Origin of the sequence: Peribacillus sp. NPDC060253 (assembly GCF_042727425.1) — a bacterium.
Lineage (GTDB): Bacteria > Bacillota > Bacilli > Bacillales > DSM-1321 > Peribacillus.
Genome location: NZ_JBHXAS010000060.1, coordinates 1 through 19768 on the forward strand (window position 1 = coordinate 1; position 19768 = coordinate 19768).

14 protein-coding genes are annotated in these 19768 nt (G+C 39.3%); 5 read left to right on the forward strand and 9 right to left on the reverse strand.

Annotation, left to right across the window (positions count from 1 at the left end; genetic code table 11):
* Positions 1 to 167: 167 nt before the first annotated feature.
* The 3 genes from ACFWE9_RS15915 to ACFWE9_RS15925 all read right to left on the reverse strand — a co-directional run bounded on the left by ACFWE9_RS15915 (position 168) and on the right by ACFWE9_RS15925 (position 2797).
* Positions 168 to 947: a hypothetical protein gene (locus ACFWE9_RS15915; RefSeq protein WP_377357663.1), complete on the reverse strand. Its 780-nt coding sequence runs from the start codon at positions 945 to 947 to the stop codon at positions 168 to 170.
* Between the two features lie 598 nt (positions 948 to 1545).
* Positions 1546 to 2271, reverse strand: coding sequence for a ZIP family metal transporter (locus ACFWE9_RS15920; protein WP_230160020.1), 726 nt, complete (start codon positions 2269 to 2271; stop codon positions 1546 to 1548).
* Between the two features lie 187 nt (positions 2272 to 2458).
* Positions 2459 to 2797, reverse strand: a complete 339-nt coding sequence (locus tag ACFWE9_RS15925) for a hypothetical protein (RefSeq protein WP_230160021.1) — start codon at positions 2795 to 2797, stop codon at positions 2459 to 2461.
* A gap of 218 nt (positions 2798 to 3015) precedes the next feature.
* Between ACFWE9_RS15925 and ACFWE9_RS15930 the strand changes: the two genes are divergently transcribed.
* On the forward strand, positions 3016 to 3510 hold the full coding sequence (locus ACFWE9_RS15930; protein WP_377357689.1) for a L,D-transpeptidase family protein: 495 nt from the start codon (positions 3016 to 3018) through the stop codon (positions 3508 to 3510).
* An 85-nt stretch (positions 3511 to 3595) separates the two neighbouring features.
* On the opposite strand, the gene ACFWE9_RS15935 is transcribed toward ACFWE9_RS15930, so the two are convergent.
* Entirely contained in the window at positions 3596 to 5050 is a 1455-nt protein-coding gene (locus tag ACFWE9_RS15935) for an Msr family ABC-F type ribosomal protection protein (RefSeq protein ID WP_377357666.1), read from the reverse strand.
* Positions 5051 to 5621: 571 nt separating this feature from the next.
* On the opposite strand from ACFWE9_RS15935, the gene ACFWE9_RS15940 reads away from it, so the two are divergent.
* The gene (locus ACFWE9_RS15940; protein WP_230160029.1) at positions 5622 to 6539 is read left to right on the forward strand and encodes an aldo/keto reductase; all 918 of its coding nucleotides are present in this window, start codon (positions 5622 to 5624) and stop codon (positions 6537 to 6539) included.
* Positions 6540 to 6665: 126 nt separating this feature from the next.
* Here ACFWE9_RS15940 and ACFWE9_RS15945 read toward each other — a convergent pair whose 3' ends face one another.
* The gene (locus ACFWE9_RS15945; protein WP_230160031.1) at positions 6666 to 8042 is read right to left on the reverse strand and encodes an aminotransferase-like domain-containing protein; all 1377 of its coding nucleotides are present in this window, start codon (positions 8040 to 8042) and stop codon (positions 6666 to 6668) included.
* A gap of 161 nt (positions 8043 to 8203) precedes the next feature.
* Between ACFWE9_RS15945 and ACFWE9_RS15950 the strand changes: the two genes are divergently transcribed.
* On the forward strand, positions 8204 to 9106 hold the full coding sequence (locus ACFWE9_RS15950) for a DMT family transporter (RefSeq protein WP_230160033.1): 903 nt from the start codon (positions 8204 to 8206) through the stop codon (positions 9104 to 9106).
* A gap of 201 nt (positions 9107 to 9307) precedes the next feature.
* On the opposite strand, the gene ACFWE9_RS15955 is transcribed toward ACFWE9_RS15950, so the two are convergent.
* The 3 genes from ACFWE9_RS15955 to ACFWE9_RS15965 form a co-directional block, all read right to left on the reverse strand.
* A complete protein-coding gene (locus tag ACFWE9_RS15955) occupies positions 9308 to 10909 on the reverse strand; it encodes a sodium:solute symporter family protein (protein ID WP_230160035.1) in 1602 nt (533 codons plus the stop codon).
* The gene (locus ACFWE9_RS15960; protein WP_230160037.1) at positions 10910 to 11050 is read right to left on the reverse strand and encodes a hypothetical protein; all 141 of its coding nucleotides are present in this window, start codon (positions 11048 to 11050) and stop codon (positions 10910 to 10912) included.
* 96 nt (positions 11051 to 11146) lie between these two features.
* Positions 11147 to 12910, reverse strand: a complete 1764-nt coding sequence (locus ACFWE9_RS15965) for a sigma-54 interaction domain-containing protein (protein WP_230160039.1) — start codon at positions 12908 to 12910, stop codon at positions 11147 to 11149.
* Between the two features lie 351 nt (positions 12911 to 13261).
* Here ACFWE9_RS15965 and ACFWE9_RS15970 point away from each other — a divergent pair, with 351 nt between their 5' ends.
* Positions 13262 to 15220: an oxidoreductase gene (locus tag ACFWE9_RS15970; RefSeq protein WP_377357670.1), complete on the forward strand. Its 1959-nt coding sequence runs from the start codon at positions 13262 to 13264 to the stop codon at positions 15218 to 15220.
* Between the two features lie 583 nt (positions 15221 to 15803).
* On the opposite strand, the gene ACFWE9_RS15975 is transcribed toward ACFWE9_RS15970, so the two are convergent.
* A complete protein-coding gene (locus ACFWE9_RS15975; protein WP_377357672.1) occupies positions 15804 to 18818 on the reverse strand; it encodes a DEAD/DEAH box helicase in 3015 nt (1004 codons plus the stop codon).
* Positions 18819 to 19360: 542 nt separating this feature from the next.
* On the opposite strand from ACFWE9_RS15975, the gene ACFWE9_RS15980 reads away from it, so the two are divergent.
* On the forward strand, positions 19361 to 19762 hold the full coding sequence (locus tag ACFWE9_RS15980; RefSeq protein ID WP_377357674.1) for a (deoxy)nucleoside triphosphate pyrophosphohydrolase: 402 nt from the start codon (positions 19361 to 19363) through the stop codon (positions 19760 to 19762).
* Positions 19763 to 19768 lie beyond the last annotated feature (6 nt).

Below are 19768 nucleotides of genomic sequence, written 5' to 3' on the forward strand. Positions count from 1 at the left end.
ATCTTATGTAGTATCTTCGCTTATTTATGAATAACGATGGGAAAAAAACTTTACTAAATGTAAAGTTTTTTTCATTATTTTCAATTAACGCAAACCATTATATATGATTAATACATTATTTTGCATCTCTAGACCAATTTACAATTGGATCTTGATTACTAGGTTCTCTATATGCCCGTAGCTCTAGTAGTTCTAGTTACTGTATAATTACCTCTATCATAGTATTTTGTTGAATAATAGAATCTTGTTGTATATCCTTTTGGAGGACCTGAAAATTCTCGAGTTCTAGTATAAGTATACGACACTGTATTGCTTAAACTTGCATCTAAAGACGCTGCTGCCCCCTTAGTTAACGACCCTGTCGCAGTTGCGCTATTGGAAATAGTTACTGAGTCCGACAAAGTTTCTTTTAATCCTCTTGGAACTGATATAATTGATTTAGCGGCACCATTTGTTCTGTCAGAAAATTTCTTTGCTGTAGAATATTTATAGATTACTCCTTGTGCGGAATAATCTGATTCATCATCCTCGATAGTAATCCCCATTATGCTAAACGTTGAAATTCCGCTTGCTGACGATACCTTAACTGATTTACTTTGAATAGGACTTAGAGCATTTTCTAAACTTTTTGTAGAATATGTTTCAGATGTGTCTTTAGTTGTGTCCGTTATTACATCATAAATTGTTATGTTATCACTGCCATCTGCTTGACTTACAATATCTTCAATAAGTGTATCAGAAATGTCCATTCCATTTGCATTCGATTCAAAATTCACTTTAACAATCTCTCCCGTTTCTGAGTCTTCAACTTTGGCAGTTTTCTCATTTTTACTGATAACTTCATTGTTCACACTTTCTGACTCTTCAGCGTAAGCTGTAAAGCCTGTTAGGCTACTAAATAAAACTGTGGTACATAACACTGAATAAAACTTATTTTCGAACTTCATCATAATTATCCCTTTATATACATTTTTTTCTAAAATAATACAAACGGAAATTGTAACTCTGTTTATTATATTTGTATAGGGTTTTCATTCGACAAAAAAAGACACTCATCTAATTCACACAGAACAAAACTGTTGTAATTCTAATACTTATTTTCCTATCAGCCCTTTCCTATGTATCTTGAACTGTAGACTTTGTTATACTTAAATATTTTGCAATTTGTGAGTAGGAAACATTGGGCAAGATCGAGTTGTTATCCAAATTTATTTACACAACAAAAAGAAGAAATTTAGATAATTAGGATTCTATCATTCTCTTGATTGCGTTCCCAATACATAACTATTTGAAAAATTAAAAAGGCTTGCTCCCGCGGTGAAACAGATAGAGAATTGTCTTGAACCCCACACATTAGAGGAAGCAACACATAAAGGAATGTTAAAATTTATAAAGAGACATTCTTATGGCGAATGTCTCTTTTTCTTATCATATAGGTCAGGGACGACCGACTCATTTGATTTAATCTTCATGTCTAACTCTGTATCAAAAAGTTTGAATCCCAATACTTTAATAGATCAATCTTATTTTTTGCTACTTTTCGCGTTACATCGAATCCAGAATCAAAGAGATGAGCAGGCCGGCTGCTGTAAATATGCCCGTGATCGGTCCTCCGTCTTCGTATGCTTCAGGCATCATCGTTGACGCAATCATGGCGATAATGCCACCGCCTGCAAAGGCTGCCATCGCTGCCATCACATATTCCGGGGCATGATCGAGAAATAGATAGCCGGACATCGAGGATAATGCCGAGATAAGCAGGACGGAAAACCACAGCAGCATGATTTTCTTCTTGGAATAGTTACTATTGAGCAGGCCCGTTGTACTTGAGAGTCCCTCTGGAATATTACTGATGAAGATGGCAATGACCAATAACCAGCTTACCGTTCCGCCGCTTATTAAGCTTGCGCCAATCATGATCGACTCTGGTATGGCATCCATCACGGTCCCAATAAAAATGGCCATGCCCGCTTCTTTCGATGAACTATTATTAGACCGTTTCCTTTTATCCGCACCCTTTTTGGAAACAAGAAAATCCAAGCAAGTAAACACGCCGGCTCCTGCTATAAATCCAATCGCCGTCGCCCAGATTCCTCCATCATTCACAGAATCGGCAAGCAGCTCATATGTAGCCGCACCAATCAATACGCCTGTTCCAAATGCCATGATGTAGCCAATGATGTTTTTCTTAATCGGAATGAAGATGGCCGCAAGTGCACCAAGCAAGACAGCAGAACCCGAAACCCCTCCCCAAAAGACCGCATTCCACATGGTATACCCTCATTTCCTTTTTTATAGGATAGTACCCGAGTTGATGTTGCGGTAAACAAGGGGCCGCTTTTGCAAATTCCAGCAAAAAAAAAGCAGTTATATTCGCTGCCATAGTAGTTGTGTATAGAATAGTAGATTCCTTATGTTACCCTACCTTTATTGGTAATCATTATGGTGCATCGCTGCCTTATATGACTGATATTTGCGGTTTTCCTTCTTCTCTTTCACTAACCTTTTCAATTTTATCAACAAACATTTGGAAAACCTTTCTCTTTTCTTCCAGCTCTTTTATAGACTCTTTCAATTCGTTCAATTTTTGTTCAAAAGGTTTATGATAGAGCTCGCGAATGTTTCGAATAATTTCATCATTTATAGTCGATTGTACAACCTGTTTGGTAATATTGAATTTATAGGAATAAACCTGAAGTTCACGCTTAACTTCTTCATACTCTTTTTCTATCCCATTTAACACATCACTAATTTCTTCATTCCATTCGATTAAAGCCTTTTTCACATGTTCCTCCACCCTTATTCCCCCTCTTTAACTAACAAAAAATTCTTCTCCATAAAAACTTATTTTATCAAACGTTCATTTCGGTTTCTTTTCGGCTTAGTTACTTAATAAATAAGTTTTATTAAAAACAGATAACAGCCTCCCCAGTCAGTAGCTAGCTGATCAATAACCGCTTTTAATAATCTACATACAATGAAGCATGACAACTATAAACTATGGAGGTGTTCAGTCTGATTCATACAGTTAAACCAGGTGAAACACTTACACAGATATCCAGGGACTATCGGAAACCGCTATCGGCAATCATCAATGCTAACCCGACAATAAATCCAAATGTCATTTATCCTGGCCAACCCATTATGATCCCTGGTTTCCCCCCTCCTGATACCATTCCTTACAGCATCGAAGTGTCCGTTAACAATCGCTGGCTAAGGTTATTAAAAGATGGCGTACTGCAAAAACAATATCCCATCGCCGTTGGCAGAATGTTGTTCGGAACCCCTGTAGGACAGTTCATCATTATCAATAAAGATCCCAACCCTGGAGGGCCGTTCGGTACCATGTGGATGAGTTTATCCAAAGAACACTATGGCATTCATGGAACAAATGATCCAAGCTCAATTGGTAGAGCTGTATCAAAAGGCTGTATTCGTATGCATAACCGTGATGTAGAGCAATTATCAAAAATTGTTCCAATCGGGACAATGGTTACGATTCATCCTTAATGTGCAGGGGCTGCCTATGCACTTTTTCCGCATTATAAATAAGCCGACGAGATTGTCCCATCGGCTTATTTGGCATTAATTCAGATCATACTTGATTTAATTTTTTCGCAAGAATTTTATACTGAAGATCTGCAACATGGTTTATGAACGCTTGGTCATGGGATACAAATATGATCGTCCCTTCATATGCAGCTATAAATCGTTCTAATGCTTCAATGGCATGAATATCCAAAAAATTGGTCGGTTCATCTAATAACAGAATGTTGTATTCCCCTAAGAACAACTGACAAAGTTGGAGGCGAATCGCTTCTCCGCCACTTAATGACTGAACACTTTTTTGTATATCCGTACCGACAAACTGCATCGAATGCAGGACGCTTCTTAAAAATCCTTCATCATATTCTGAGCGGTTTCCCAAGAATTGCAGAACCGTTTCATCCCTTCCAAATCTATAGCTCATTTGACGGAAGTAACCCATTTTTGCTTTTGGAGATAGCGCTAATCCTACACCATTATTCGCAATATGATGAAGCAAAGTACTTTTACCGCTACCATTGCTGCCTGTAATGGCTATTTTTTTACCGAGTGGCAGCTGGAAACTCACTTCATCCAATATTACTTTCTCCTTCACTTGAAGAGTCATTCGGTCTGCCATAATTGGGAACTTATTATGCAATTCCAATTGCTTTGACTGGCGAAATACGATGTGTCTTTCCTCTTGTACCGCTTCCACTTCCTGAAGTTTTTCCACTCGATGCTCAATGGCCTTCGCTGCACATTGCGCGGCTTTTTGGCTAGTGCCTTTTGATTTCGTCATAAACGTTTTATTCGGTTTTGCATTCGCCTCTTTTTTTGACAATCTTCCAGCTTGAGCGATTTTTTCAGCCTTTTTCATTTTTTCCTGCGCTGCTTTTTCAAGTCGACTCTTTTCTTTTATAAATTGTTCATGAGCTTGCCTCTGTTGTTCACGTTTTAACTGCTTCTGTGCCATGTACTCGCTGTAATTTCCTGAATATACATGTACCTTGCCTTCATGTACTTCCCAAATCTTTGTGACAAGCTCGTTTAGTACAGCCCGATCATGACTGATTAATAGAAGCGCACCATAATAATATCGTAATGCATCAAGTAAAAACGAAATGCCGTCTTGGTCCAAGTTGGTTGTCGGCTCATCGATAAGTAACGCTTCAAAATAGTGCGTAAACAATTGGGCAAGCTTCAGCCTTGTTTGCTCACCGCCGCTTAGCGACTCTGAATTTCTCGGTACGGCTAATCTTCCCAGTATCGCCGGGTCAGCTTCTGTAACAGCAGGGGCTTCAACTTGCTCAAAATAGCCACCTTCAACGTAACACTTTACTTTTCCACTTGTCGGTTGAATTTTTCCAGCAAGCAGCTTTAATAACGTACTTTTCCCTGTACCATTTTTCCCGACGATCCCAATGCGGTCAAATTGATGTACAGCCAATCGTTCAATCTTCAATATCTCTTTATCTAAATATGTCACTTCGACATTTTCTAATTCAAAACATATTTGTTCCATATTCGCTACCTCCGAAATTTGTGATTTCGTATCGATAGCTTGGATCGATACGAGCTTCTATTTCAAGCTCGCATCAATAGAAAAGTAACATCATCAAGTTAAATCCCTCCAAAATAAAAAGTACACAGAAGGCTCTGTGTACTAAAAAAATCGGCATAGATATTCGGTAGAACGAGAAAACTTCTACAACATATCCATCCTATACACACAGCAAACAACCCCTTATGCAAAGTGGTTTTTTCCATAATATGTGTGTATATTAGTATAGTTGTAAAAATGCCACGTTTATCGCTCCTTTCAATTCTTGTCCCTATTCTAACCAGGATATTTCCAATAGTCAATTTTTTTTGTTTTGTATAATGGATGATTCCATTAATTTCTCGTCACCCCATGGTAAATCTTGAAAACTACTAGGAGTGTGTGTCACAATCAAAAAGAAATACGCAGATTTACTTGTGACGTTAAGACAGACATAGACAACCCGCTGAAATGAAAGGGTGAACCATTTCTTCTCTGCAGGCGACAGACTCACATACCATGTACTCAATTACAAATAAGGAGGCCATAATTCATGAGAACAATGAAACTTGGAAACAGCACATTAGAGGTACCGGTCGTTTCAGTCGGCTGCATGCGAATCAATTCGCTGGATAAAGCCGAGGCTGGACATTTTGTCCAAACGGCACTGGAAGAGGGCGCGAACTTCTTCGACCATGCTGATATTTATGGCAGTGGCGAATGTGAGGAAATATTCGCGGACGCCATCGGGATGAACGCGAGCATTCGTGAAAAGATCATCCTGCAATCCAAGTGCGGCATACGCAAGGGGATGTTTGACTTCTCCAAAGAGCATATCCTCGATTCGGTGGACGCAAGCTTGAAGCGGCTGAAAACGGATTATCTGGATATTCTGCTACTCCACCGTCCGGACACGTTAGTAGAGCCGGAAGAAGTAGCCGAGGCCTTCGATATTCTTGAAAATTCAGGAAAAGTGCGCCATTTCGGTGTTTCCAACCAAAATCCGATGCAGATCCAGTTGCTAAAAAAATCGGTGAAGCAGACGATTGTGGCAAACCAACTACAATTAAGCATCACCAATGCCAACATGATCTCCAATGGATTTAACGTAAATATGGACAATGACCACGCTGTGAACCGGGACGGCAGTGTACTGGATTTTTGCAGACTGAACGATATCACCATTCAGCCTTGGTCACCTTTCCAATACGGATTCTTTGAAGGCGTATTCCTCGGAAACGACAAGTTCCCTGAATTGAACCAAAAGATAAATGAAATCGCCGACAAATATGAAGTCAGCAACACGACAATTGTCATCGCATGGCTCTTACGCCATCCCGCACATATGCAGCCGGTCATCGGGACAATGAATGAAGACCGCCTCAAGGATTGCTGCAAGGCAAGCGATATTCATCTTACACGCGAAGAATGGTATGGCATCTATCGTGAGGCAGGCAATGTGCTGCCGTAAACACGAAGATCAACCCTTTTCTGAGTAAAGAAATCAGAATGATAATTAAGAACCCTCCAAAAAACATCGTTTTTTAGAGGGTTCTATTTTATTCAAATTTCTAAGTGGTGGAAATCAACACCCCTACTAAATGTGTAAAAATTGATTTGGAGTCATTTTATTTTTTCTACTGTCAATTAAAGCAATACAGTGAGCCAATCGCTCTACCCCTAATTTAATTTGACACTCGTTCACTTGTGAGATGCTTAATCGAATGAGATTTTCCTTTTTATATTCTGGTAAAAACATTCTAGAGGCATCATCAACATAGATATGCTGCTCGTTTAGCATATGAACGACCTGTTTTGCTGTCACATTCTCGGGCAAACTGATGGATAGATAGAACCCTGAACTCGGTTTTGAAAAAGAAGTATTAGCCGGCAGCAAATCCTCACATGCTTCTTGAAGGATTTGCATTTTATTACGATAAACCTCTTTTACTTTTTTGAGATGACTATTAAACATACCACTTTTTAAATAGATTTCTAGCGCACCTTGAGAAAGTGCTGAACTATTAAAATCCGAACTGAATTTATATCGTAAAAAATTGTTGATCATTAATTCAGGAAGAACAACTGCACCAATCCTTAACCCTGGGAGAAAAACTTTCGAAAAGCTTTTAATATAAATCACTCTCCCAGAAGGGTCAAAAGAAAATAAAGGATCGGACTTTGGATTTGGATCAAGGTCTCCTAAAATATCATCCTCCACTATATAAACATCGTATTTTTCAGCTAGCTCAACGATTTTTTTCTTTTCGCTATTCGTGTAACAATGTCCAAGTGGATTATGAAATCTCGGGATCATATAGAAAAATTTTATATCATTATTTCGAAAAATGTATTCCAGACGATCAAGATCAATCCCATCCATCGATAATTCAATTCCAAAAGCAGTAGCTTGATGCATATTGATGGATTCAATGAATCCGAAATAAGTAGGCTGTTCAATTAGTATATTGTTTTTTCCATTCGGAAATGGCATAGAAACTAATAAATGAAGGGCTTGCTGCGAGCCAGATACAACGACTAATCTTTCAGGTTGAGTGAACACCTGTAAATCTTGCAAATACTTCACTACCTGTACTCGTAGTGAGTAAAGCCCTTGTTGATCAGAGTAGGTAAAAAGATCTTCTTTATATTGGTCAATTGCTTGATTCATACAATGTTGAAATTCCACATAAGGCATAACGTTTTTATCTGGACCAGCAGACAAGAAATCAATCACCTCAATTTCTTCCGTAGCTTTTAGAAATTCATTCACAACATAGTAGCCGCTTTTAGGAACGGAATAAATTAAATGCTCTTTTTCAAGTTCCTCGTATGCTTTAATGACCGTATTCTTGCTGCATGAAAAATATTCAGATAACTGACGAACAGAAGGGAGTTTACTGCCTGCAATTAGCGAACCACCTGCTAGTCGAAGCTTAATTTCTTCCATTATCTTAATATATTTTGAGTTCATCCATTAGTCCTCCTTGAACTGTACCAGGTCAGATGGGTAAAAAATGGGTTTATTTTTATTGTATGTACTCATAGTATGTTAATTATATCAAAACTGTTTTTTATGAGAAGTAAACAATGGTACAGATGTGATACAAAATATAAAGATTGGGGTTGGGTAAGATGCAGGGAGTAACCAGGGAGAAATTAGGATTATTGTTGGGATTAGCAGGCGTCATTTGTTTTAGCTTAACGCTCCCCGCTACAAGTATTGCTGTAGAGTATTTTGGGACTACGGTCGTCGGTTTAGGAAGAACGGTTGTTGCTGCTATTTTAGTAGCTGTAGTATTGATCGTTCGAAAGGAAAAGCTACCTTCTCCAGGGCAATTCAAAAGTCTACTTATTGTTGCGGTTGGTGCAGTTTTAGGATTTCCTCTCCTCACTTCCTGGGCAATGGAATCCTTGCCTGTTTCTCATGGAGCTGTGGAAGTAGCCCTGTTACCGTTAGCAACAGCGGGATTCGCTATGTTTAGAGCAGGGGAAATCCCTTCAATCAAATTCTGGGTTTCAAGTATAATCGGCTCTTTAGCTGTCATTATGTATGCACTTCATCTTGGATTCGGTCAATTGCAATTTGCCGATTTAGCTTTACTAACAGCAGTGATTATACTGGGGCTAAGTTACGCAGAAGGGGGGAAATTAGCGAAAGAATTGGGCAGCTGGCAAGTGATTGCTTGGGCAATAATGATCGGTGCTCCTTTTTTCATTATTCCAGTTGGGCTAAACCTTACAACGGAAATGCTCCATGCCCCTATCCAAGCTTGGGTTAGTTTAATGTATCTCGCAGTGGTTAGTCAATTTCTAGCATATGTTGCTTGGTATAGCGGAATGGCCATGGGCGGAATATCAAGGGTTAGTCAGATTCAATACTTACAACCATTTTTAATGATTCTATTTGCAACAGTATTTCTAGATGAATCCATCACATTTTTCACTCTTGTAACAGCAGTGATTGTTGTCTTTTCTGTTATTTTAGGCAAAAATGCTCACGTAACAAAAAAGGTAGCTGTATCCGAGAAACACTAATCAATGACCAACTGAGATGACCGAATGATAGTAGATGAAGCGGTGGTCATGAACAAGGTGGTTCAATATAGAAGGGAAAGTAAAGTACAGACGAGCAACGGATGTCAATTTTAATGAAAGCAAACCTAAAAAAATAGTGGATAATCTATGTGTTTCACATAGTATCCACTATTCGCCATAAGCTAATTTATTTGTCCCTAATCAATTCATATTGATTGGCCAATAATAAAACATGAGTGTAACCATGATAATCATGACGCCGCTGATCATTAAATAGGCTGGGTATCTGCGGGTGATGTTCATTTCTTTTTGCTCGTCTATTTCTATTGGGGTTTGAAGGATATTTGCCTGAAACTCCCTTTCTTCCTTGGTGATCACTCCATATTTAGAGCCAATGATGAGTGCGCTTATACTTAGAATTAATCCGATGATCACAGAGTTGAAGTAAACAGGAAGGCTAATCCCGAACATGCCCAGGCTTTCTCCGAGAATCACTCCAAAGAAACCGAATACGATACTCCAAAAGGCCCCTTCTTTCGTTATCTTCTTTGAAAATACACTTGAAATGGCGATTGGCCCCCATGATGCGGCAAATAATGTAGCCGCAAAATAACCGATCCACATGACAGCTGGCGGCTGGAACAATCCAATCAATAAGATGATCAAGCTAATGACCACCATGGAAATGCGGCTGGTACGTAAGAGATGGTGATCTGTGTATTTCTTATTTCTTGATTGCTCCATGATATCCCGTGTTATGCTGCTCCCGATTATCTGAAGGAAGCTTGAACAGGAAGATAATGCAGCCGCCATGATGCCGCTAATAATGATGACCCCAAGCCATGTAGGGACAATATTCATCGCTGCCCAAATGAATACCTTTTCCGTCGGTGCGATATCTGCTTTGATCGTGGTGATCGTCGATATGCTGATATGGAGAAACAAGTAGACGGACAAAATCGATATGGTTGCCCAAACGCCAGCACGGATGGCTACGTGTTCATTTTTAGCCATTAAATACCGGCTGCTTTGCCAAGGGCTTACTGCAATGACAATTCCCCAGACCAAGCCCATGATGACTGCCCAGGCTAATGCTTCCCAAGGCGTTCCCATAGTAGCACCTGATCCAGTAATACCGTGCCAACTCAATAAATCCGGCCTTTCAGCTAGATTCGCTGCCTTTGTAATGGCATTAGGAAATCCACCCGCAGATTTAATAATATAAGGAAAACTAAGATACGTTGCGATTGAGAATAAAAAGAACATGATTGTATCATTTACCATAACCCCTTTCGCCCCAGAGAGAATCGTAAATGATGAATAGACTAGCCACATGATGATCAAGGCTATTGGATATGAAACACCAGAAACCTCGGCCAATAAAACGGCTGCCCCTTGAGTAACGGCAACTAAGTATGCAGAGATTCCGAGAATCGTCGTGATGGCAGCGGCCAGTCGTACTTTTTTAGAATGAAAGCGATTACCAAAAAATTCAGGGACCGTCAATGACTTGCTTCTTCTTAAATATCTCCCAAACAGGAAAACGCCGAATATATAGCCGCTTGCATTAAAAATAACGAGGATAAGCAGCAGGATCGGGTACCCTTCATAGGAAAATCCTGCTTCTCCCATAAAGGATACGGTGCTTAAGAAAGAAGCAACAAGCGTACCGGTTATCATCAATGTGTTTCCACTTCGTCCAGATACATAATATTCCTCTGAGCTTTTCACTTTCCTGAATAAAAAGATGCCGATTGAGACATAAACACAAAAAGATACAATGATTCCTATGAGGAAAGCCATTTACATCCCCACCTTTTCAATCGGAGCTTTTTCTTTTATTGCTTCTTGATTCCTTTTCATTTTTATCAGAAAAACCTTCGTGATCCACCCCATGACGATTAAGGAACCCCCATAGCTCAAGCTGAAAATTAACTCACCCATTTCTTGACCCCCTTATCAAAATTGAAATAATCAATAGGTAAATATGCAATATCCATACCAACTTTTCGAATTTTCAGATTTTAATAAGAGTCATCGTTATTTATTCTCATCATATACAAATTGGTATTTGCCAAGTTTGCGCATGATCGTCGTTTGGCTAACCTCCAGAGCTTTGGCCATTTTTCGGGTAGATTTATATGTAGAAAGGGCCTGTGACAATAATTGCTTTTCCGTTTCCTCTAACGCTTTTTTCAAGGGAATGATTCCTGTTAAATTGACAAGTGCAGTATCTTTGTACGTTAAATCGGAAGGCAGATCCTCTATCGTTACAATAGGCTTTCTAGCCGTCACGACAATTTGTTCAATTACATTTTCCAATTCCCGAACATTACCCGGATATTGCTGCAGCTGCAAAATTAACTTGGAATGATCATCGATACGGATTGATTGACCGTATTTCTCATTGAATTTCTTCAAAAAATAATCGGTTAATAATAAGATATCTTCCTTTCGCTCACGCAGCTGTGGAATTTCCAATGGAACGACATGCAATCGATAATATAGATCCTCGCGAAACTGATTATTCTTGATCATTTGCTTCAAGTCTTTATTCGTAGCGGAGATAATCCGAATATTCACCTTTTTCTCCTTGGTTCCACCCACCTTCATGAATGTTCTCTCCTGGACCAGATGCAGGATTTTCACCTGAATGTCGAGCGGCATTTCCCCGATTTCATCAAGAAACAGCGTGCCGCCATCAGCACTCTCAACAAGTCCTTGTTTCCCGTGCTTATTAGCTCCCGTGAATGCCCCGCTTTCGTAACCAAACAGCTCGGACTCAATTAATGCGGATGGAATCGCGCCGCAATTCACTTGAATGAACGTTTTATCCTTTCTATTGCTTAAATCATGGATGATCCTTGCCAAAACCCCTTTTCCGACTCCGGTTTCTCCATGGATGAAAATCGATGAATCCATTGGAGCCACTTTTTCAGCTAATTCCAGTACATGAATCATCTTATCCGAATTTGTAATGAAGTTATTGAGGGACACGGTTTTTTTACTCTGAGAATGCTCATTTTGTGCTAGTTGACTCCTAAGATTCACTTGGTTTAATTTACTCTTCATCTCAACTAACTCCGTGATATCCCTGGAATTCGATACAATTCTGTATAAGTTCCCCTCCTCATCAAAGATTGGCTTGGCTGTGCTAAATACAGTCAACCCATGCGGATACGTTTGCTCAGCTGAATGGACCGCTTTCGTCTTCATCGTTTTTAATGTAACCGAATTGTTGATCAGCCCCTTTTCCACTAACTCTTTAATGTTCTTATTAATAAAGGCCTCCGGTGGCAGCCCTGTAAGCTTCTTACATGCTTCACTCACGAATAACGTGTCCCCGTTGGCATCCGTCACGAATATTTCATCATAGCTAGAATGCAGTATTTGTGTGAGCTCCTTTACTTTCTTTCTTGTCACCTCCAGCTCTTCATGCAGTGATTCGTTTAAACTTATTAAGCTCTTAATCTTCTTTTTAAGCAGGATTTCCTTTACTTCATAGTTCGGATAGCATCTATATTGATTATCTCCATGTTGAATCACAAAGTCATAGGTGCTCATATCCTCTTCATTGAGCTTATCGACATCATCCACAACGACAAAAGATTGATTAAGGTAATCAATGATTTCCCTGTTTGGACCATCAATATCCAACTTCTTTAAAAAGAGTCCCTCATCTAATATACCGAGGATTTCCAAGTGATTTTTCATGACAATAAAGGGAGAGGAATTAATTTTCAGTAATGATTTTACATCCAAAATAGAAATATCGGAAAATACAATTAGTGCTTCTTTTTTCACTTCAGGTTCCACCCGATCACCTCATCGTTTGATTTCGAACCGAATTTGTTACACTTTTTCGTACACAAAAAAATAAGTACCCCTTTCATAAGCAACGAAAGTCCATATACCAACCAATTTTGAACTGAACCTATAATGAATCACCATTTTTCAAAAAAGGTTCAGTTATCTATATATAAAATACTCGATTCATGAGCCAAACCCTCCTTACAAATGTAAAAAATGTTTATTCAGCCAGATTCCCCAAACGGCATGATTATTGCATATTGAACCTATATGGAGAAAAGCTAGAGGGCGATTGGATGTCCTCTATACTCTCATTCTATCTAAAATTAGGGAGTGGTCACGATTATGGCTCAATTCAAAAATCTGTTTACCCAATTAACGATCGGACATACTGAATTGAAAAACCGGATTTTAAGTACAGCACATCAAACAAATCACGTAACGGACGGGATTCCCACTTCGGATATGGTGGCCTATCATAAAGCCCGCGCTAAAGGGGGCGTCGGATTGATCATCCTTGAAGCAGCATCCGTACATCCATCCGGCATGCTTACGTCCAAAACGATTGCAGGATATGACCAAAGAATCGTCCCTGCCTACAAAGAGATTTCCGAAACGCTCCATACATATGGAACGAAGGTTTTCTCCCAGCTATTTCATGGCGGAAGGGAAGTTGTATCGAGCGACTATCGAAATGCAGCATGGGCGCCATCCGCCGTTCCAAGCTTACGCTTCGGTGTCATGCCAAAACCCATGAGTTTAGAAGATATTGAAGGAGTGATTGAAGGGTTCGCCCATTCAGCACAGCTGGCAAAGGATGGCGGACTGGATGGAGTGGAAATTTGCTGTTCACACGGATATCTCCCTGCCCAGTTTTGGTCCGTGCATACAAATAAGCGCACCGATCTCTATGGCGGGTCCTTTGAAAATCGGATGCGATTCATCGTGAATATTTTGGAAAAAGTATGGGAAAGAGTCGGGGAAGACTTTACCGTTGGCATTCGGATGAGCTCAGATGAATTGACGATGGACGGGACAACGATGAAGGATTCCGTGCAAATCGTCGAATACCTCGCGGAAAAGGTCCGATTGGATTTCATTAACGTCACAGCCGGAGATTCCAGTACCTTCGAGGGATCAACACATATCGTGCCGCCATCACCGATAAAGCACGCTTACCTATCACCGCATGGATTCAAAATCAGAATGGCAGGAGCGGTACCGGTCTTTGTCGGTAATCGAATCGTCGACCCGGTTGAAGCCGAACAGATCGTATCAACCGGAAAAGCCGATGTTGTGGGAATGACCAGGGCTTTAATCGTCGACCCTGACATGCCCAACAAAGCAAAGAACGGTGACCTGCAAGCAATCGATGCATGCATAGGCTGTTTACAAGCCTGTATCGGCCACTATCATAAAGGACTGCCGATTGGCTGTGTCCAAAACCCAACAACAGGTAAAGAAGCATGGATATTACCAGAATTAAAGAAAACGAGAAGCAAACAGAATGTCCTAGTGATTGGCGCCGGACCTGGCGGATTACAGGCAGCGATAACAGCGGACACACTTGGTCATTCCGTTACACTGATCGATCAAAGTAAATCAATCGGCGGCCTACTCCGCACGATGCGCAAAGCACCGATGCGACATGAACTGGCAGAATCGATGCTCGATAACTACTCCCGGAAATTAATGAGAAGCAATATAAATGTGCAATTAGGCAAAACGGCAACTGCCCAAGAAATATCCGAATCGAAACCGGACGCCATTATCTGCGCCACCGGCTCGCGGCCCTATACACCAGCCATCGAAGGAATAGATGACCCACGGATCATCATGAGTGATGACCTCTTCAGCTCAACCAAAAAAGTTGGCGACAACGTCTTAGTGTTCGACTTTGGAGGTGACTGGCCTGGCATGGAAGCAGCCATTTATCTAGCCGAAAAAGGCCACCAAGTCACACTCATATCATCCAGACTACACATTGGCGAAACCGTCCACCAATATCTCAGAAATGAATACCTAAAAAAACTATACAACCTAAACGTCACACTCCTTCCCCATTACGATATCGGGGCAATCAAAGAAGATCACGTCATCATTCGGAATCTATTCACCCAACAAAAAGAAGAACTAACCAATTGGGACTCCATCGTCCTCTCCCTTGGCCGCATTCCCAATACAGAGCTATTCGAAGAAATGAAAGGCCATGCGCCTATTGTGAAACAGATTGGAGATTGCCTTGGACCACGTACTATTGAGGAAGCGACGCATGAAGGGATGATGAGTGCTATAAGTTTATAAAAAGAGAAGAGACATTCCTTGGGTGGGGGATGTCTCTTTTTCTTATTATATATGTTAGGCACGACCCTATTTTATTCTTACCTTTTTTTAAAATTGAGCACTTTCCAAAAAAATATTAACCAAAGTATAATACAGAAAACTAACACGTATATATGAAAATTATCAAAATTAAGAAAGATGTAAGCAATACTAAATAGGATAGGTAAAAGCAAACCTACAAGTATAGTAGATTTTTTAACCATTTTATATTGTAGAAAGCAAATTCCTATCATTATAATAATAAGTAAATAAAACATAATATCAATCCCTAATAATATTTTTTACTCCATAACTTTTGCTTTTTCAAGAGCTTTTTTAGCATCAATTATGTCATAGGTATCTGCGTTAGCATTCGTTAACAATTTTTTACTGATTTTAAGTACTTGGGCTAAATCATTACTACTAATGTCCTCATACTCACTTAATACTAAAGCTGCTACTCCTGTTACATAAGCTGTAGCGACACCAAGAACCTATGTATGGACACCTTACTTTTTAACATTCAAAATTAATTTCAAATAAACAGTTAAAGGTTTTTATAACTTTAAATATGAGTGGCTTGTTCAACACACAGTTTTAACGCAAATTCTCTATAATTCTTCTTGTTGCTTAATCGCTTGAAATCACCAACTAAATAAAATTCTTGCTTAGCACGTGAAACGGCCACATTAAGTAGGTTTGGCTTTTTGCACGACCAATCCGCTGCACTGTCTGATTGTTGATCTGTCCCAGCAACAAAATACACGATGTCCGCTTCCTTCCCTTGGAATGTATGTACTGTCCCAATTGAATTTTCAATCCATTTATTTAACTTTCTAGTATCTACATTCGTTAATTCCGTTTTCAATTCAGCCTTCAATAATTTAATAAGCTCCGTTTTCACCTTTGTAAAAGGCGTAATTACAAAGACATCTGGAAAGGTAGGAATTGTCTCTTTCGTTGATGCCTGTATCTGATGGAAATGTTGTTTAATTTTTTCAAGAACAAATTGTCCTTGCACCTTAACGTAATGTTTATCGGTTGCTACACCGTGACAGTCATACCAAACTCCAACACTTTGATCAGAGTCTTTAGCGAGCACCATTTTATTACCGTACGCAATTTCATTGGCAATGGAAAACATCGGATTGGCACAGCGCCTATGCACCCAAAGTGGAATCCCAATGCGTTTATTATTTTCGGTAAATGTCCCAATAGGGTTGGCCAAATCAGCTAAACTTTGAACAGAGGAATCCAGACTTAAATAATGATCTTCAACTTTAAAACGACCTCGTACATCATTTAAAATCGTCGTATCAAGTGTAATTACAGGCTCAATTTGAATTGGATCTCCTACAATGACTGCATTTTCAGAACGCCATAAAGCACCTGCCGCTTGTTGTGGTGTCGCCTGACCGGCTTCATCAATAAATAAGTACGAGATGAAATCCTTATCAATGCCCTTATACATTTGAGAAAAGCTAGCAAACGTCGTGCTAACAATCGGCGTTATTAGATGCACTACATCCCACATATTTTCAAGCTCACGAATACCCTCACTTGTATTTAAATCTACCTCGCTGCGATCACCAAAAATCTTTAGCGGACGTTCTAACGCCTTAACGTTATATACAAGGAATAGCTTATGAAGTTTTAAGGCCTTTATAAACAATAAGCCACGTTTAAAGTTTAGCGAATCCGTCTGCCAAATAATGTCCTTTTGGCGCTTTTCATAAGCTTCGACTGTCCAATGTGCATTTGTTGAAAGCTCTAATCGCTCCTTTTCACAGGCATTTTGCATCATGACAAAGTTTTGTCGCTGCTGCTCAAGCTTTTGCTGCTTCTGAACAAGCTGCTTCAATTGCTGCTCTACAGCTTCATAATTCGCTCGCTGTTCATACTCTAATTGGGACAAACTTGCCAGTTCACGCTTAAGAGAACTCTTTTCATTATTCTCTTTATTGAATAGCCGCTTCAAAAATGTCAGCTTTGGTAGCTGCTGTAACGCTTGTTTCTTTTCTTTTATAAGTGAGGAAATGTCATGAAGATGTTGTTGTGTCACCTTCTCTTGCTCTGCGTATTGAAGTTTAGCCGCTCTAAGACGCTCTATTTGCACATCAAAATCAGGCGATTTCTTTAGCGTATCAATATATTGCTGCAAGGATCGCTTGTCACGTTCAATGTCTTGATATAAACTTTCAAATTCCTCCACTGCATCCGACCATGACGATGGTGATAGCTTTTCTACTTCTGCATTCAATAAATTCGTAAATGTATCCACTTCCAATACATCTGCAACTTGTGTATGGTTGCCTTTCTTGCCAAGCGCTACTGATATCGGTGCAAAAATAACATCATTTGTTTTCTTCGCATCATATAGACCCAACACTAATTGTTTTGAAAGCTCTTGAAAAAACGCTAGCTCTTTAATTTCTGATGAATAATCATTGTCACTTGGACATTTTGGGTTTAATTTTAATTCCGCGAATTTCGGTAAATCCTTTGAAATATTTTCAACTGCTCCATTATTACTTGAAGCAATAACCATTTTAAATTTTGTTAACGACTTCTTTAAAAATAACTTATTTCCTTCAAATGCTTGCGTCGGCTCAGCAAACTTCGCCATTTCTGTTGCACGGGCCACTATTATTTGCGCGAAAATATCCTTCAGTAGTGTCGTTTTTCCTGTACCTGGCGGGCCATTCACTGAATTAATCTTTTCGTTCTCATTAACAATCTGATTCACCGCTACTTGCTGCATTAACGATAAACGAAATTGATTTGTCGAAGGCCAGCGCCCTACTGGCAAGTTTTTCGGTTGGATAATATTTTCAATGGCATATCGATTTTCATTAATATTAACAGCTAATTGGCGCCCTTCTAGAAATTGCTGCAGCGTCGCATTTGGCTTACGGCGCAAAATACGCTCTAAATCACCCGTATAAAAGCTCGTGAAATTTTTCAACTCCAGCGGCTCATCCTTTTTTATAATGGCTATTTCAATATAATGCTGTGCATACTGAATCGGTTGAGTTGAAAGTCTATACAATGTTACCTCATATTTCTTAAGAAGCTGAAGAATGCTTGCTTCATTCACGCCGTCTGTAAAGACCGAATTCGCAAACTCTTCCCATTCTTTCATCATAAAAAAATGCTGTTCCGAAAAAGTTTCCGTCTCATAGTCTCCCTTATTAACCATATCCGTAATTAATAGCTGAAGAGGAGGGATAAATAGCGATCCTACAATATATTCACCTTTATGATTTACTGAAAATGTCATACTGAAATTTTTATTCCAATTTCCGTTAATAATTTCATCTTTGATTTCAAACCGCTTTCGAAGAAGCTCAATTAACGTATTTTGAATATAACAATCCAGATAATACGTAAATACAAGGCGATCTTTTTCAGGATCCGTTAGCTCAACTTCATTCCATAACTTCTCTCTAAGCTTCGTTTGGCGGACGCGCTGTTGCTTTTGTGTTTTCATACGTTTTCCTAATTTCATGCCCGGTATAGTTGGCACTACGCCAGGCGTCAAATTCTCAACAAAATGCCAGGCTTTTAATATACCTTCCATAATCGACAGCTCCCTTCATCCTGTAATAATTCTCAATTATATCATGATAATAAATTATTTTTATCCATTAAAAGTAAAATTTCCCAATGATACCAAATGGAATTGAACGTCACTAAACTGTGACATTACCTGCTATATATGCAAGCTCGTTTCTTTTATGTTCTTTTTATCACTATTTTGGGAAACAAGGAAATCCTACCCGTAAACACGACGGACCCTGCTATAAAACCTATCGGCGTCGCCCAGATTCCTCCATCTCGTACCGAATCAACAAGCTATACATAAGCTGCCGCACCAATCAATACGCCCGTTCCAAATGCCATAATATAGTCAATGTTATTTTTCTTTATCGAATAAAGTGGGTAGCAAGGGCAACAAGCAAGACCGCATTACACATCTTTCTCCCTCAACCCCTTTTTATGGATATTTTCCAGATTGTTCTTTGGGTAAAGAGATGAGGAAGTGTTTAACCAGACTCTGTAATTTATTACACCCCTTAATCATGATATTATTTAATCATAGAAAACCTATAGGAGGATAACATGAAAAAGCAAGTTAAAGTAGTTGCAGCCATTATTGAAAATGAAAAAGATGAAATACTATGTGCGTTACGCTCTCCAGATATGAGCATCCCGAACATGTGGGAATTCCCAGGTGGTAAAGTAGAAAAGGGAGAAGATATTTTTACTGCTTTAAAAAGAGAGATTGATGAAGAATTGCAATGTAAGGTTGAAACAGAGACTTCAATCTTTAATGATAATACCCATGAATATGAAACCTTTATTATTAACTTATTGTCTATAAAATGTAGAATCATTGAAGGTACCCCAACTGCCAATGAACATTCTAAACTGATATGGTTAAAACGAGGGAATTTAAGTTCCCTAAAATGGGCTCCTGCTGACATTCCAGCTGTGGAACAATTAATAAATAAAAGAGTATAGTCTTCT